The organism is Bacillus sp. AFS059628, from assembly GCF_002571225.1.
Classification (GTDB): Bacteria; Bacillota; Bacilli; order Bacillales; family Bacillaceae_G; genus Bacillus_A.
Window position 1 is genome coordinate 309,340 of the sequence record NZ_NVEC01000003.1, and the last position, 16,943, is coordinate 326,282.

Below are 16,943 nucleotides of genomic sequence, written 5' to 3' on the forward strand. Positions count from 1 at the left end.
TAATATTTGCAAAATGAATAAAAGAATGTATAATGATAGACAAATAGCGCAAACGTTTTCATAGATTGAGATATTGTTTGCGCTTCTATTAAACCATTAAATGCAAACGTTTTCAATTAGTAAGGTACATATACAATTCAGGGAGGTTTTTGGGATGAAGAAAGCATTATCATTATTAACGGTTTCAGCATTATCAATTGGTATGTTATCTGCATGTGGACCGAAAGATTCAGGGGAAAAAGAAGAAAGTAAGGCAAAGAAAGATTACGATCTTCTCGTTTGGGAAGATGATAAAAAAGGTGTTGGTTTAGAACCAGCAGTGAAAAGCTTTGAGGAAAAATATAAAGTAAAAGTAAAAGTTGTGGAAATGCAAATGACCGATCAAGTGAAGAAATTACGCCTTGATGGACCAGCGGGGACGGGACCAGATGTTGTAACATTGCCACATGATCAAATCGGAAACGCAGTAACAGAAGGTTTACTTTCTGAAGTGAAAGCTGATGATGCTGTAAAGAGTAAATTTACTGATTCATCAATAGAAGCACAGACATATAACGGAAAATTATATGGTTTACCAAAAGCAATTGAGACACCAGTTTTTATTTATAATAAAAAATTGATGCCAAAAGCACCAGAAACGATGGACGAGCTGTTTAATTTCTCAAAAGAATTTACGAAAGATGGCAAGTACGGATTTTTAGCATTAGGAGATAACTTCTACTTTGCTAATGCATTCATGGCAGGTATGGGTGGTTATGTGTTTGGCGAAAAAGATGGAAAGCCAAATGCAGGTGATGTTGGGTTAAATAATAGCGGAGCAGTACAAGGTGCTGAATATCTTCAAAAATGGTATAAAGAAAAGCTATTCCCGAAAGGTATTATCGGTGAATCTGGTGGACCTGCTGCTGATGGACTATTTAACGAAGGAAAAGCAGCATCTATCATGAATGGCCCATGGGCGTTCCAAGCAATGGAAAAGAACGGAATTGATTATGGCGTTGCTCCAATGCCAAAATTACCGAATGGTCAACCAATGAAAACATTTGTTGGAGTTAAAGGATGGCATGTAACAAGTTTCTCTAAACAGAATGATTTAGCTACAAAGTTCACTGAATGGGTAACGAATGAAGAGAACGCAAAAATTCGATTTGAGAAAACAAAAGAAATTCCTCCAGTAAAAGCAGTAATGGAAGATTCAATTATTAAAGATAACGAAGCTGCGAAAGCAGTTGCAACGCAATCTGAAAATGGAATTCCAATGCCGAACATTCCAGAAATGCAAGAAGTATGGAAACCTGCTGGAGATGCGCTTCAATTAGTTGTTACGGATAAAGAGGCACCAAAAGCAGCACTTGATAATGCAGTGAAGCAAATTAAAGGTAATATTGAGGCAAATCATAGTAAGAAAAAATAAGGTGAAATTCGCGCCTCTCATATGAGGGGCACGAATTCTCTCCCAGAAAAAAGGGGGAAGGAACATGCAAACATCTATGGAACCAGCAAACGCTTTAAACGGTTCAAAGCATAGGAAAATGGCAACCATGTTATCTATCATTCCAGGCGTGGGCCAAATGTATAATAAGCAATTTGTAAAAGGTCTTATTTTTCTTGTATTAACAGGTTCATTTATTGTAGCCTTTGCTGATTTATTAAATATGGGATTATGGGGAATTGTAACGCTTGGTACAGAAGTTCCACGTGATCATTCTGTCTTTCTATTAGTAGAAGGAATCTTGGCACTCATTGTCATCGTATTTGGGCTCGGAATATATGCATTTAATTTATATGATGCATATCAAAACGGGAAAAAACGTGATATAGGAACACCATTAAACTCTGTAAAAGAGCAATACCGTAATTTACTAGATCAGGGTTTTCCATATTTAATGGTTTCACCAGGTTTTCTATTACTTATCTTTGTAGTTGTATTTCCAATCATCTTCGTAATTTTAATTGGATTTACGAACTATGATTTATATCATTCTCCTCCAGCTAAATTAGTAGATTGGGTAGGGTTTAAAAACTTTATTGATATCTTTACATTACCGATGTGGAGAGAGACATTTTTAAGTGTATTTTCTTGGACTGTCATTTGGACATTTGTTGCAACGACATTACAAGTTGCGCTTGGTATTTTTTTAGCGATTATCGTAAATCAGCCTGGTATTAAAGGGAAAGCAATTATTCGAACAATCTTCATTTTACCATGGGCAGTTCCAGCATTCGTATCTATTCTTGTTTTCTCTGGTATGTTTAATGAAACATTTGGAGCAATTAACAACCAAGTATTGGCTTTATTCGGAATCGAAAAGATTGCTTGGATGACAGATCCATTTTGGGCGAAGATTGCTTTAATTATGATTCAAACGTGGCTTGGATTCCCATTCGTCTTTGCGATGACGACAGGTATACTGCAATCGATCCCAGGGGAATTATATGAAGCAGCTACAGTAGATGGAGCTACAGCTTGGCAACAGTTTCGTAAAATTACATTGCCACTTGTTCTATATGCAACAGCACCAATATTAATTACGCAATATACGTTTAACTTTAATAACTTTAGTATCATCTATCTATTTAACGGCGGAGGTCCTGCTGTAGCTGGGCAAGACGCAGGGGGAACAGATATTTTAATTTCATGGATTTATAAGTTAACGATGACTTCGGCTCAGTACGGAAAAGCAGCAGCTCTTACAATGATCTTATCGTTAATCGTTATTACAGTTGCGTTATGGCAATTTAAGAAAACAAAATCATTCCAAGAAGAGGATATGATGTAAATGAATATTAAAAGACAAAAGATGTTACGTCTCTCATTAAGTTATCTCGTTATTTTCGTAATGTGTGCCATCATTTTCTATCCATTATTATGGATTATTGGCTCATCGTTTAATCCGGGTGATAGTTTATCTGGGTCAAGTATTATTCCACAAAACGCAACATTAGATCATTATCGTAAGTTATTAGATTTAGAGAATAGTAATTATTTACTATGGTATAAAAACACATTAAAGGTAAGTGTTTTAACGATGATTTTCTCAGTGTTGGCGATTAGTTTTACTGCTTATGCATTTTCGAGATATCGTTTTGTTGGAAGAAAAAATGGTTTATTAACATTTTTAATTCTGCAAATGATTCCAAACTTTGCAGCGTTAATCGCTCTATACATATTAGCGCAGTTAACAGGATTAATTGATACGCACCTTGCATTAATTTTAATTTATGTGGGCGGGGCAATCCCAATGAATACATGGCTTATGAAAGGGTATTTTGATACGATTCCGAAAGAATTGGATGAGTCAGCTCGTATGGATGGAGCAGGACATTTCCGTATTTTTTGGCAAATCATTATGCCACTTGCAAAGCCGATTGTAGCAGTTGTAGCGTTATTCACTTTCATCGGTCCATTTACAGATTTCATTTTAGCAAGTATTATTTTGCGCACACCAGAAAATTATACGTTAGCAGTGGGGTTATATGAAATGGTAGCGAAGAAATTTGGTAATGAATTTACAACGTTTGCAGCGGGTTCGGTATTGATTGCAATCCCAATTTCAATTTTATTCCTATCACTACAAAAATACTTTATCTCTGGTTTAACTGCTGGAGGTACGAAAGGATGAAAAATGGGACATTACGTCCCATTTTTCTTTTCATCTCCCTATAAANNTTTATAGGGAGATGAAAAGAGATTTGACATCACATATGAAAAGAAGTGAAATAAATAGTATATTATAGTATAGGAAAAAAGAGCTATATCCCTTACAATACATGGAGAGGGAGAATATGATAGGTTTTGCAATATAGAATCAATAAAAGTTTATGACTTCTCCTATTACTTGCAACGGGTGCAAGATTAAAAATATATATAAAATGGCAGAGAAGTGAAAGGAGGGGGATTTTTATGACAGTTACAATTAAAGATGTGGCGAAGAAGGCGAATGTAGCACCATCTACCGTTTCTCGTGTAATTGCTGATAATCCAAGTATAAGTGAAAAAACAAAGCGTCGTGTGCGGAAAGTAATGAGTGAATTAGGGTATCATCCCAATTTAAACGCAAGAAACTTAGCTAATCAAACAACAAAAACACTTGGTCTTGTTATGCCAAGTTCTGCAAGTAAAGCTTTTCAAAATCCGTTTTTCCCAGAAGTTATAAGAGGGATTAGTTCATTTGCACATGTGGAAGGGTATGCGCTTTATATGTCGACAGGTGAAACGGAAGATGAAATTTTTAATGGTGTTGTAAAGATGGTGCAGGGACGCCAAATTGGTGGCATTATTCTTTTATACTCAAGAGAGAACGACCGGATTATTCAATACTTGCATGAACAAAATTTCCCGTTTGTTTTAATTGGGAAACCATATGACCGAAAAGATGAAATTACATATGTAGATAATGACAATTATACAGCTGCAAGAGAAGTAGCAGAATATTTGATTTCATTAGGGCATAAACAAATCGCGTTCATCGGCGGTGGATCCGATTTACTTGTAACGAGGGATCGTTTGGCTGGTATGAGTGATGCTTTAAAATTAGCAGACATTGTATTACCAAAAGAGTATATTTTACATTTTGATTTTTCAAGAGAAAGTGGTCAACAAGCCGTGGAGGAATTAATGGGACTGAAGCAACCACCAACAGCAATTATGGCAACGGATGACCTGATTGGACTTGGTGTGCTAAGTGCACTTTCAAAAAAAGGATTTGTTGTACCGAAGGATGTTTCAATTGTAAGTTTTAATAATGCTTTATTATCAGAAATTTCGAGTCCGCCACTTTCAACAGTTGATGTGAATATATATCAGCTAGGATATGAAGCTGCAAAAGCTTTAGTTGATAAAGTAGAGAATGCAGAGTCTACTGCAAAGTGTATCATTATTCCGCATAAATTACTGAAGCGTCAAACTTGTGATCAGTATGCATAAAAAAGCTAAGAGTTTAACTCTTAGCTTTTTGTTGTAGAAAGGCTTCTAAACGGTCACAGCCTTCTTTTAACGTTTCGATACTATACGCATAGGATAAGCGGAGGTAGCCTTCACCATATTCAGAGAATGCTGTTCCAGGAACGACGGCAAGTCCAGCTTCTTTGACGAGATCAAGTGCAAAGTCAAAGGATGAAGTTGTTAAATGGCCAACATATGGGAATAAGTAAAATGCACCTGTTGGCTTTTCGACTGTTAAGCCCATTTGAATGAGTCTATTATATACGTAATCGCGGCGTTTTTTGTATTGATGACGCATCATTTTTGGTGCATCTTTAGCAGCTGTTAATGCTTCAATTGCAGCGTACTGAGCGATTGAGGTAGCGCATGTTACGTTGTATTGATGGACTTTTAATATATGTCCTGCTAAATAGCTTGGTGCGAATAATAGACCGATACGCCAGCCAGTCATAGAATGAGATTTTGATAAACCGTTAATGACGATAGTCTTTTCACGCATTTCTGGGAAATGGGCAATAGATGTATGTTTTTGTTCATATACAAGTTCGCTATAAATTTCATCAGAAAGGACGAAAATGTTTTTATCTTTTAAAACATCTACAATATCTTGTAGTTCTTCTTTTGATAAAGTTACACCAGTTGGATTAGAAGGATACGGCAGTACGACGCATCTTGTTTTTTCTGTAATAGCATTCTCTAGTGCTTCAGCTGTTAAGCGGAAGCCAGTTTCACGAACATCGATAAAAATCGGTGTTGCGCCGCATAATCGAATAATCGGCTCGTATCCTGGATAAATAGGGGCAGGTAAAATGACTTCTGTTCCTGGCTCTAAAATCGTTCGAAATGCAACATCAATTGCTTCACTGGCACCGATTGTAACGATGGTTTCGTTTTCAGGTGAATAATGTAAATCGTAGTTATCTTTTACAAAGTCACAAGCTGCCTTGCGTAATTCTAATAAACCAGCGTTATGTGTATAGCTCGTATAATTTTCTGTAATGGCCCGTTTTGCCGCTTCTTTTACGAGAGAAGGTGTAGGAAAATCAGGTTGTCCAATTGTTAAAGAGATAAGATTATCATAGTTTTGAATCATGTTAGAGAATTGACGGATACCAGAAATCTGGATGTCCTTCACTCTAGGATTAATGAATTGTTCCATTGTATCTCCCTTTCTTCCGTTTGAAAATTAAGTTCATTTTAACATATTTTCTATAATTTCGCTTGCGTACATGTTAGGGAGAAAAGGAGGGATAATAGAAAAAAAGCCGCTGTAAGCGACTTTTAATATCCGTACTCCCAATCTATTTCATCTTCATTCCAAAGTACAGAGGATACTTTGCCAAGGTGAACAACTGATTCATTCACAGCACATGTACAATTTTCATCTCCTGTTTTATGCTGCAACTCTTCATATACTGATTTTTCAACATTCTCTAGAACGACCAAATTTTCTTCTTTTAAAACAAGCGTAGTACCTGCCATATTTATCTTCCTCCTACTAAAATAATGATCACTTATTTGTAAACATAGATAGTATGGATTATATGCTGTATTTTGCTATAGTTGTCCGTCTCATGAAGTATTTTTTATTTTCTTTGTAATCCGTATTCATTGTATACTGCCAGGTAGAAATTTGGTACAGGGTTTACATTCATTTCGAAAATCTGTAACAATTATTATGCGTTGTTAACAAAGAATTAACAAATATGTTAAGAAAAATCAAAATCTTAAAACAAATACGTCTGTAAAATGATATAATCATATCAAAATACATATAGGGGATGAGAGGCTATGGAGCTTATCCGTGATTTAATGATCCAAATTGCCATCATAATTTTGCCACTATTTTTATATGAAGCGATTCGTTTAAATCGTTATCAAGAAATGCCTCCGAAGCCGAACCGCTACTTTATTATGTTTTTATCTAGCATTACACTCGTTCTCTCCATGACATACTCTATTTGTTTTGGTGATGTTTGTGGGTATAACTTTCACCCAATCCCGATTGTTAGTGGTTTTCTATATGGTGGGATTGTTGGTTTAATCCCGGCCGTTATTTTTGTTGCATATGAATGGACGCTAAAAGGAATAAACCTTCTTCCAGTCATAGAAGTAATATTTCTATTGATAATTCCATTATTTTTATCAAAGAAATGGTCGTTATTTTCAAGGGATAAGAAGCTAATTTTGGCATTTATGATTTCATCATTGTACGTACTTGTTTCTTTAGTGATCGGCATGATTAACGTTCTGTTAGAAACGGGGTTCACACCGTATGTTTCCCACGTATATAGCGGATATATATTTGCTTCGCTTATTATGGTTATGACAATGGTATTTCAGGTGTACTTAACAGAATATTTAAATGAAAATGCAATATTGCGTACGGAGATGCAAAAGTCAGAAAAGCTTAATATTGTAAGTGAGTTAGCAGCAAGTGTTGCACATGAGGTTCGAAACCCACTCACCGTTGTTCGTGGTTTTATTCAATTGCTAGAAAGTACAGAAGATGTGAAGAATAAGGATTATATGCGTCTCGTATTAGCTGAATTGGACCGGGCAGAACAAATTATTTCAGATTATTTGAATTTAGCAAGGCCACAAATTGAGAAGAAAGAACATATCTGCCTATCAGCTCAATTAATAGAAATGACAACTCTTATGTCATCATTTGCAGCGATGCAAGGGGTATATTTGCAAGTTGAGATTTCAGAAAGTCTTTATACGATCGGTGATAAGACAAAATTGAAGCAAGCTATTATGAATGTTGTTAAAAATGGTATTGAAGCAATACAAGGAAATAAAGGATATTTAAAAGTAACGGCTATGCAAAAAGATGAAACGATTGTAATAAGAGTTAAAGATAGTGGCGTTGGAATGACGAAAGAACAATTAGCAAGGCTAGGACAACCGTATTATTCTTTAAAAGAAAAAGGGACAGGATTAGGGCTTATGGTAACATTTAGTATTTTACAAGCGCATAATGGTACACTGGAATATAAAAGTGAAAGTGGAAAAGGGACTGAAGCGATTATTATATTGCCAGCTGTAAGAAATAAGGAATAAAAGTTACCGATGAAAGGTAACTTTTTATTTTATATAGGAAAAATATATTATTCATTTGTTTTTTCTTGTTTTGTTCGGCTAAATAAACTTCTAAATGATTGGAAAAAACTTTGTTCTTTTGAAGCTGCGACTAATCTTTTTGTTTCTTGAATTTCGCGAATTACTTGCATAAGTTGTGCATCACGATTGCTGTCTTTATTATAAATTTGATTTACGAGTTTATTCATTTTTTCTTCTTGCTTAGATTCGCGTTTATACATATGATTCATTAATAAGTCCATCTTTTCTTTTTGCAGGGCATCTGTTTGAGCGGCATGATCTACTAACTCTTGTAGCATTTTTTCTTGAGAGCCTTCTTTTACATAAACTTGTTGCATCAGTTCATCTAGCTTTTCATCTTTTAAACGATTTTGGGTAATAAGGGTAGAATTTTGATGAATAATTGCTTCGTTTAATTGAGCGAGCATTTCAAGTTTTAACATGAACTCCTCGAAGTTACGCCCATCTTCTTTTTCTTTCGGTTGTATTTCTTGCGTATCTTGTATAACTGGTACAGGTGGGGCCTCTTTTTCTTTTAAAATAATTGGTATCGTTTCTGAAATATCTTCTTGCAATGTAGCAGCTCTTTCATGTATAGATTTCAATAGTTTTAAATCATCCAGTTTATAAATACGAGCATCAGCTGTTTTGGAAATCATATAACCGTGTTCCTCTAACAGTTGACTATATTTGCGAACTATATGTTTTGGGATGCCTGTTTTATTCGTGACATCTTTCGTTTTATAGGTAGCTTCCATAATATTTCCTCCCCAAAAAGTATCGTATATATCATTTCAATCTTTTATGAGGACTTCCTTTGAAAAAGAATGTCGGAAGGTTATTAGTTTTCTACAGCATTAGTGAAAAGATGAAGAAAAATGAGAGTTTTTGGCGGAATGGTGAAGAAGAGCTAAAATAATGTCTGAAAACATATACAGGAGAAGTTTGTTATAATAACTGAGGAAAAGAAACTGGTAGAATCATGGAGGTATACATGAAGCAATTAAAAGGTATTATCATTTCAATTATTGCAATTCTTTCTATTGTAGTAGCGGTGTATGAAGTACTTGTTCCAGAGGAAACAAGTATCAAAAAAACAAATGCGTATGATCAAGTTCTAGAATTTCCGAAAGAGCGATATCCAGAGACAGGAAAACATATTACGGATGCGATAAAAGAAGGGCATTCAGAAGTTTGTACAATCGACCGTGGTGGCGCTGCGGATAGAAGAAAATTATCGTTAGCTCCATTTCCATCAAAAAAAGGATATGATCGTGATGAATGGCCAATGGCGATGTGTAAAGAGGGCGGAAAAGGAGCACATATTGAATATATAAGTCCAGCAGATAACCGCGGAGCAGGCTCTTGGGTAGGAAATAAGTTAGATAAATACCCAGATGGTACGCGCGTGAAGTTTGACGTGAAGTAGTAGTTGCATATTTCATAATGAAGGAGAAGGGAACTATGGAGTTAACAATTTCGTATTCGCAATTAATGTTGATGAACTATGACGGGGATCAGCCTTACGTTGACTGGACGAATGAAGATTTTGAAAGAGGTTATGCGAAGGCGGATGGAACTGTTATTTTTGAAGCACTTTCTGATTATACTTGTGAAGTAAAAGTGACCTGCGGGAAACATATTGAGAAAGAAGAAGTGATTAGAACCGTTACAGTTCCGTTTACAGTTGAAAATGAATGTATCGTTGTAACAAGTATTCTTTCAAATAAATTTCAAATCCCTATTCCAAATGGTGAGTATACGGTTGTACTACAAGCAACGCCTCTTGAAGAACCAACGGATGATGAATTATATAAAATACAATATGAATTCTTTTTTGAAAGTAAAGAATAAAAAATGGGTTATCCTCAACAAGGATAACCCATTTTTGTTATGCGTTTGTTTTTAGAAGGGAACGAGCATCTTTCGCTGCTTGCACCATGTGTTCTAAAGCCGGAATCACTTCTTCTGTTCTTCTCGTTTTTAACCCACAATCAGGATTAATCCAGAAATATTTAGGATCGCATACTTGTAGAGATTGTTCTACGATCTTATACATTTCATCTTTACTCGGTACACGTGGGCTATGAATATCATATACACCTAGACCGATGCCTTTTTCATATGTTGTATGTTTTAATGTATCAATAAATTCACCGTGACTTCTTGATGTTTCGATAGAAATTACATCTGCATCTAATGCGCGAATCGCATCAACAATATCTTCGAAGTTACTGTAACACATATGAGTATGAATTTGTGTTTCATTTGCTACAGAAGAAGTTGCTAAAAGGAAGGATTGTACTGCCCATGTAATATAAGCGTCCCAATCTTTTTCTTTTAACGGCATTCCTTCACGAAGTGCTGGCTCATCGACTTGGATCACTCGAATCCCCGAAGATTCAAGTAGTTCAATTTCGTGACGAAGAGCTAATGCAATTTGATACGAAACTTCTTTTCTTGGAATATCATTTCGAACGAAGGACCAATTTAAAATCGTAACAGGTCCAGTTAACATTCCTTTTACAACTTTCTCTGTTAAGCTTTGTGCATAAACAGTTTCCTTAATAGTCATTCCGTTAATAAAGGCTACATCACCATAAATAACAGGCGGTTTTACGCAGCGTGAACCGTATGATTGTACCCAACCGTTTTTAGTGAATGAGAAACCAGCAAGGCGCTCACCAAAATATTCGACCATGTCAGTTCTTTCAAATTCACCATGTACAAGGACATCAAGACCAATTTCTTCTTGGTAACGAATCCATTTTTCTGTCTCTTTTTCAATAAATTGTTCATATTGTTCATTTGAAATAACACCGTTACGCCATTCTTTTCGTGTTTGACGAACTTCAGTTGTTTGCGGGAAGCTACCGATAGTTGTTGTTGGTAACAATGGTAACTCCAAGGCAACTTGTTGCAATTCGTATCGTTTTTCAAATGGAAGAGGACGTGAAAAATCTTCTTCTTTTAATGCTGTTCGTGCTGCTTTAACATCTTCTCGGTTACGTGCAGCAGATGACCGAATTGTATGATGTACATTTCGGTATGTTTCCAGCTCCTTACTAATGCTTTCTGTACCTTGAGTCAGAGCGGAACGAATAAGAACTAACTCTTCTAATTTTTGATTTGCAAATGCTAACACGTCAAATAGCTCAGTCGATAAGTGAGTTTCTTCTGTTTTATCGATTGGTGTATGCAATAAGCTACAAGAAGGCTGAACGATGAAATCTTTTGTCTGGACTTGTTTTTGTAACGTTGTAAATAACGTAAGAACTTCATCAAGGTCAGCTCTCCAAATGTTACGGCCATCTATACAACCAACAGCTAAAGTTTTATCAGCTGGGAATCCATATTTTGAAATAGCATGTAGATTACCTTCTTTACCATGAACGAAATCTAATCCAAAACCAGATACAGGGAATGTAATGATTTCTTCATAGTTTTCTTCTACACTATCAAAATATGTTTGTAAAAGAAGAGTTGCATTTGGAACTTCTTTACGAATAGCTTCATAAATTTCTTTTGCTTGTTGAATTTCATCTTTCGTTAAAGAAGCGAAAATCGGTTCATCAACTTGAATGACTTGTGCACCAGCTGCATGTAGTTCTGAAAGCAATTGTACGTATGGTGCAACTAATTGTTTTAAAATAGTCGCGAATTGTTCTTGTGTATAACCTTTAGCTAATTTTAAGAAAGTATATGGTCCTAAAATAACAGGCTTTCCATCTACTCCTAATTCTTGTTTTGCCTCTTCATATAAGCGAAGTGGACGATTATCTTTTAAAGAGATTTGTAATCCCTCTTCATATTCAGGAACGATATAGTGATAGTTTGTGTTAAACCATTTTGTCATTTCGGAAGCTACGTGATCTTTAGAGCCACGGGCCATTGCGAAATATACATCAAGGTAAGATGTAAACTCAGAAAAACGTGATGGGATAAATCCTAGCATATAAGCAGTATCCAAAACGTGATCATAATATGTAAAGTCGCCAATTGGAATGAGTTCAATCCCTTTTTCTTGCTGTACTTTGACGTGTTGAAGGCGAATCTCTTTCATCTTTGTTAAAAATTGTTCTTCATCAATTTTATTAGACCAAAAAGCTTCCAATGTTTTTTTCCACTCTCGTTGTAGTCCGATGCGTGGATAACCTAAATTACTTGTTTGAATTGCCATTTTAAATTCCTCCCTAATTGAAAGTAAGCATTTCCGTTTACTAGGAAATACCTATAACAAAAAGCACAAAGGCATAGAAAATAAGCCTTGCTTTTTGTTTTAACACCTCATCATCATCCGTGAATCTATCAGTGTTGTTAAAACAGGCAGGTCTCCTGACTTATGCTTCATATAATTTCTTTTACCTTCCCGTTTTCACAGTGGCATAGAAAAGAAATCTCAGCATTTACAGTGGCGGGACCGTGTTGGAGTTTCACCAATCTTCCCTTTTAAACACGAAAAGAAATTTTCGTGTACCTATTTTCCTTTTGAAAGGAAGTTAACAAGCGATATGATATTGAAACAAATTCTAACACAATTTTTGGAATTTTGTCTACTGTTTTAAAATAAGAAAATTCTAAAGTTTTTTATTTTTATTATTCAGATTATTCCTGTTTTTTAGAGTGAAAAAAAGTAAGGGGAATTGAAAGGAAGTGCGATTAAACTTACAAAGAAGTAGATACTTGTACAAAGATAAGATGCTAGTTATGCAATTTAATAATAAATTCAATTTATATCGAAAATAAAACAAGCATAGCTCCGTCCTAAATTAGAACAGGGCTATGCTTTAAAATTTAACATGAAATAACTTTATCGTTTTTTACAACCTCTTCTTTATAATTTTACCCTTCATCTATATCAATTTCTGAAAGGCGTCCTGCAACTGCATCTGTAAGGAGGGTGTTTAACCATTGTAATTCAACTGTAATATGTTCAATAACGCTTTGTAAAATATATAGTTGTGCACGTGGAATTTGTCCTTTGCTACTATCATAAATAGCTTGCATTTTATGTAAATATTGAACGGTATCATTTTTCTTTTTTTCTAAAATAGGAACTAACTCTTGGTCATCACCAAAATGAGCGAAAGAGAGTGCCGAATAAATCGGTTTATATATTTGATTTTTTGCCTCGAATTGTTTTAATAGTAATTTGTGAAATAATTGTTTACCTTCTTCTGTTATATGAAAGATTGTTTTATCTGGTCTATTCGTATCTCGAACAATCGTGGTAATACAAATTGCACCTTGCTTTTCTAATTGCTCGAAGGCGTAGTAAAGTGAACCTTTTGCATATTTAATATAACAATCCATTTGTCTTTCTTTCATGATGTGTTGCACTTCATATGGATGTTTATCCCCTTCGAGTAGCAAACCGAGAATGACTAATTTCATGCTCATTCTGTCTCAACTGCTACTAAAAATATAGACAAATGTATATTCTTAGAGTATTCCTGCTTCTACGTGCCCTGCCTCGCTAATCACTTGCTACTACAGTTTGCTGTGATACTCCACAGGCGTAAATTCCGATGTAGCCCACCGTACATATATACAATCTATTTACGTTAGTATTGTATATTCTTTTGCTTGTAAAAGGTTGATCGCTGCGTTCAAATCTCTATCCATTACATTGCCACATTCACATGTATATACTCGGTCAGATAGCTTTAAATCCGCTTTCTTTTGACTGCAACATGAGCATAACTTTGACGATGGATAAAACCGGTCTACTTGACGTAATTCAATTCCATATTCCTCACATTTCGTCAAAAGCCACGTTTTAAAAGCAAAAAAAGACTGCTTGGCAATTGTTTTAGATAAATGTTTATTCTTCATCATACCTTTCACATTCAAATCTTCCACTGTAATAAACGTTGGCTTGGTTTTCACCACATTCGTTACAATAGACTTTACATACTCTATTCGAATATTCGCTAATCGAGCATGCAACTTTTGCACTCTAAGAACATTTTTATCTATATTCACTCTTTTATTAGTAACAGATTTTTCACCTCTCTTTTTTAGATTTTCAAATTTACGTGTTAAAGAGCGTTTTTCACGTTTTAACCGTTTTTCTATCTTTTTTACTTTTATTGTTTTGTTGATGTTTTCATGAACGATACCATCGCTACGTGTAGCAAAATCCTTCACTCCTAAATCAATCCCTAGACCTATTTTATTGAGTGCTAACTTTGTTGCCATTTCTTCCAATTCGCAAAGTACAGATACAAAATATCTTCCTGCTCTTTGATATACTGTGCCACTTTTTACAGTTGCATTTTTAGGGATATATCCATATTCTTTTAACCTTACCCAACCAATTGTAGGAACTTTTACTCTATGTCTTTCTACTGTCCAATCTGTTTTGTTGTTTTTCGGAAAGTAGCACTTCACATCTTGCTTCCTCTTTTTTTATATCGTGGAAACTTAGATAAACCTTTAAAAAATCGCTTAAAAGCTTTATCTCCATTCATAATCGCTTGTTTTACCGCTTTGCTCGACACTTCTTTAATCCACTGGTCACACTCTTTTGTATGAATATTGTTCAGCCATTTGGAAAAGTCATAGCCACTAAGAAATTTCCCCTCCGACTCATATGCCTCTTTATTTTTAGAGATATACAGGTTATATACATATCGACACACCCCAATAGTTTGACGGATTTTACTAACTTGTTCAGTTGTCGGTTTGATTTCTATTAAATATGCTCTTTTCATAAGTCTTCATCCTCCGACATTTTCTTTTTGTATTTTCTCAACCCATATATTCTACAGCTAAATACATGAATGATAGATATTAAATCCTGAACAAGTTCTTCTTGAATACCCATATATTCCTTATACTGTTCTTCTGTATAATATCTTCTTCCTTTTTGGTTTCGGTAAGCAGTTAAAACACCTTGATTGTCCCACCTTTGCAATGTCTTAACAGAGACATTAAGCATTTCTGAAAATTCTTTTGGTTTATATTGTTTCATAATTACTTTTTTGCTATATATGCACACTTTTGTCTATGTTTTTGTTTACTGTTTCTTTCTCCTGTATATAGAAACTTTATCCCGATTGGTGAGGGATAATAACCAGTGAGAATGGTTCCTTACTGATCAAAGTTTAACTTTATATATTATAAACGGCATATCCGTTTTCATAAAGGGATATGCCGTTTCTTTTCTATATATTAGCTTACTTGCTTTTGTTTTTGTTTCGTTTTTGGACCTGTAAATAGGCGTTCATTTCCCATAAGTAAAATACAAATAATACTTAGTACAGCCGGGATTAGTGCCCAGAAGAATGTGCTAGCAATAGATGTAGCGAGAGCCTCTTTAATGCCAGTCAATATTTCAGCTGGTATTTTATCGTTAGCACCTGGTGATAATAAGAAACTTGTGTCTCCACCCTTTGGAGCTAGTTTTGCTAGTTCAGGAGGGAAGAGAGTGTTTAGTTTATCTGTAAAAATGTGATTTTGAATGGTACCGAAAATTGTTACACCAAGTGTCATACCGAGTGAACGGAAGAATGAATTTGTTGATGTAGCAGAACCACGGTCTCTCATTTCTAATTTGTGAATCGAAGACATGCTTAAAACTGAGAACGAGAAACCAACACCAAGTCCAGCGAGAACCATAAATAGTGTTACGAGTAGGCGAGGTGTGTCCATTGTTAAAGTGCTTAGTAAATAAATACCAAGAACGAAGAAAACTCCAGATGCCATCATAATGTTACGATAACTTGTTCGAGAAGCTAACTGTCCACCTGTTTGGCTTCCAATTACAGAGCCAACCATCATAGGTGTTAAAATTAATCCAGCATTTGAGGCCGAACCACCGAGAACACCTTGAACGAAGATTGGGATATAAACTGTACAGATGATAAAAGCGGCACCATAGAAAAAGGCAACACCTTGGCTAGCTGCGAATAAAGGCTTTTTAAATAGATGGAAAGAAATGATAGGCTCGGTTGCTTTTCGTTCTACGAAGAAGAAAATAATAAGCATAATAACAACTGTTGTAAATAAGCCAATAATTACAGTGGAATCCCATGCGTATTCTTTACCACCAAGTTCTAAGGCGAACATTAAGCAAACAATACTAATAACAAGTGTAATAGCGCCAGCCCAATCAATTTTTTGTTTTCTAAATTCTAGAGACTCACTGTAGTATTTCGTAATGAAGAAGAAGGAGATAAGTCCTAATGGAATATTAATATAGAAGACCCAGTGCCAACTTATATAGTCTGTAATATACGCGCCTAATAAAGGGCCGAATACACTAGATGTCCCGAAAACAGCACCGAATAGCCCTGTCATTTTCCCACGTTTTTCTGGTGGGAATATATCGTACATAATTGTGAAGGCGATAGGCATAAGAGCGCCGCCACCAATTCCTTGAATTGCTCTATAAATACTTAGTTGCTCAATACTAGATGCTGTTCCGCAAAGTGCAGAACCGAACAAGAAAAGAATAAGGCCACCAATATAAAAGCGTTTCCGTCCGTACATATCAGAAAGTTTTCCGAAGATAGGCATACCGGCCATTGTTGCTACCATATATGCAGACGTGACCCAAACGAACTTGTCAAATCCTCCTAAGTCTCCAACGATAGTTGCCATAGCTGTTGCAACAATTGTATTATCCATTGCCGCCATTAAAATACCAAGTAGTAAACCAGCAACAACAAATTTTGTCTTGTTGGAGTCTTTTTTTGATAATTGAGATTCCAAATATAACCCTCCTTTAAAAATAAGTAAACTATATTAAGTTTTGAGTGCAGCGCATAAAAATGTAAAGTACAGTTCTTTCAAATCAGTTTACACAAGTGCACAAGCCATAAAGAATATTATAGTCAAATTTGACTAAAAGGCAAACTTTTTCTTCCGTCAAAATATTCTGTTGTAT

14 protein-coding genes, 1 pseudogene and 1 riboswitch are annotated in these 16,943 nt (G+C 35.3%); of the genes and pseudogenes, 7 read left to right on the forward strand and 8 right to left on the reverse strand.

Annotated elements, in window-relative coordinates; all coding sequences use genetic code 11:
- Positions 1-154 precede the first annotated feature (154 nt).
- The 4 genes from COL05_RS02575 to malR all read left to right on the forward strand — a co-directional run bounded on the left by COL05_RS02575 (position 155) and on the right by malR (position 4,927).
- On the forward strand, positions 155-1,414 hold the full coding sequence (locus COL05_RS02575; protein WP_098667460.1) for an extracellular solute-binding protein: 1,260 nt from the start codon (positions 155-157) through the stop codon (positions 1,412-1,414).
- Between the two features lie 64 nt (positions 1,415-1,478).
- Positions 1,479-2,780 (forward strand): maltosaccharide ABC transporter permease MalC, encoded by a 1,302-nt coding sequence (gene malC, locus COL05_RS02580; protein ID WP_098667461.1) that lies wholly within the window; start codon positions 1,479-1,481, stop codon positions 2,778-2,780.
- A complete protein-coding gene (gene malD, locus COL05_RS02585) occupies positions 2,781-3,623 on the forward strand; it encodes a maltosaccharide ABC transporter permease MalD (protein WP_098667462.1) in 843 nt (280 codons plus the stop codon).
- Between the two features lie 281 nt (positions 3,624-3,904).
- Positions 3,905-4,927 (forward strand): maltose operon transcriptional repressor MalR, encoded by a 1,023-nt coding sequence (gene malR / locus COL05_RS02590; RefSeq protein ID WP_098667463.1) that lies wholly within the window; start codon positions 3,905-3,907, stop codon positions 4,925-4,927.
- A gap of 13 nt (positions 4,928-4,940) precedes the next feature.
- Here malR and COL05_RS02595 read toward each other — a convergent pair whose 3' ends face one another.
- A complete protein-coding gene (locus COL05_RS02595) occupies positions 4,941-6,104 on the reverse strand; it encodes an aminotransferase A (RefSeq protein ID WP_098667464.1) in 1,164 nt (387 codons plus the stop codon).
- Between the two features lie 122 nt (positions 6,105-6,226).
- Positions 6,227-6,427: a hypothetical protein gene (locus COL05_RS02600; RefSeq protein ID WP_000929281.1), complete on the reverse strand. Its 201-nt coding sequence runs from the start codon at positions 6,425-6,427 to the stop codon at positions 6,227-6,229.
- A gap of 309 nt (positions 6,428-6,736) precedes the next feature.
- Between COL05_RS02600 and kinB the strand changes: the two genes are divergently transcribed.
- Complete coding sequence (gene kinB, locus COL05_RS02605) at positions 6,737-8,011, forward strand: sporulation sensor histidine kinase KinB (protein WP_098667465.1); 1,275 nt, start codon at positions 6,737-6,739, stop codon at positions 8,009-8,011.
- Positions 8,012-8,058: 47 nt separating this feature from the next.
- Here kinB and COL05_RS02610 read toward each other — a convergent pair whose 3' ends face one another.
- Complete coding sequence (locus tag COL05_RS02610; RefSeq protein ID WP_098667466.1) at positions 8,059-8,808, reverse strand: DUF3967 domain-containing protein; 750 nt, start codon at positions 8,806-8,808, stop codon at positions 8,059-8,061.
- Between the two features lie 236 nt (positions 8,809-9,044).
- Between COL05_RS02610 and nucA the strand changes: the two genes are divergently transcribed.
- Together nucA and comJ are read left to right on the forward strand one after the other, a co-directional pair.
- Positions 9,045-9,479 carry a DNA-entry nuclease gene (nucA, locus tag COL05_RS02620; RefSeq protein WP_098667467.1) on the forward strand — a complete coding sequence of 145 codons (435 nt, stop codon included), beginning with the start codon at positions 9,045-9,047 and terminating at the stop codon, positions 9,477-9,479.
- Between the two features lie 35 nt (positions 9,480-9,514).
- Complete coding sequence (comJ, locus tag COL05_RS02625; protein WP_074606329.1) at positions 9,515-9,904, forward strand: competence protein ComJ; 390 nt, start codon at positions 9,515-9,517, stop codon at positions 9,902-9,904.
- Between the two features lie 37 nt (positions 9,905-9,941).
- Here comJ and metE read toward each other — a convergent pair whose 3' ends face one another.
- The 5 genes and pseudogenes from metE to COL05_RS02660 all read right to left on the reverse strand — a co-directional run bounded on the left by metE (position 9,942) and on the right by COL05_RS02660 (position 16,768).
- Positions 9,942-12,230, reverse strand: a complete 2,289-nt coding sequence (gene metE / locus COL05_RS02630; protein WP_098667468.1) for a 5-methyltetrahydropteroyltriglutamate--homocysteine S-methyltransferase — start codon at positions 12,228-12,230, stop codon at positions 9,942-9,944.
- 128 nt (positions 12,231-12,358) lie between these two features.
- A riboswitch (cobalamin riboswitch) is annotated at positions 12,359-12,546 on the reverse strand.
- A gap of 346 nt (positions 12,547-12,892) precedes the next feature.
- Positions 12,893-13,450, reverse strand: a complete 558-nt coding sequence (locus tag COL05_RS02635) for a PadR family transcriptional regulator (RefSeq protein WP_098667469.1) — start codon at positions 13,448-13,450, stop codon at positions 12,893-12,895.
- Positions 13,451-13,609: 159 nt separating this feature from the next.
- Positions 13,610-14,766 (reverse strand): annotated as a pseudogene (locus COL05_RS02645) (RNA-guided endonuclease InsQ/TnpB family protein).
- Positions 14,763-15,026, reverse strand: coding sequence for a MerR family transcriptional regulator (locus COL05_RS02655; protein ID WP_098667533.1), 264 nt, complete (start codon positions 15,024-15,026; stop codon positions 14,763-14,765). The pseudogene COL05_RS02645 and the gene COL05_RS02655 overlap by 4 nt, the downstream one beginning before the upstream one ends.
- A gap of 200 nt (positions 15,027-15,226) precedes the next feature.
- The gene (locus tag COL05_RS02660; protein ID WP_098667472.1) at positions 15,227-16,768 is read right to left on the reverse strand and encodes an MDR family MFS transporter; all 1,542 of its coding nucleotides are present in this window, start codon (positions 16,766-16,768) and stop codon (positions 15,227-15,229) included.
- Positions 16,769-16,943: the final 175 nt, after the last annotated feature.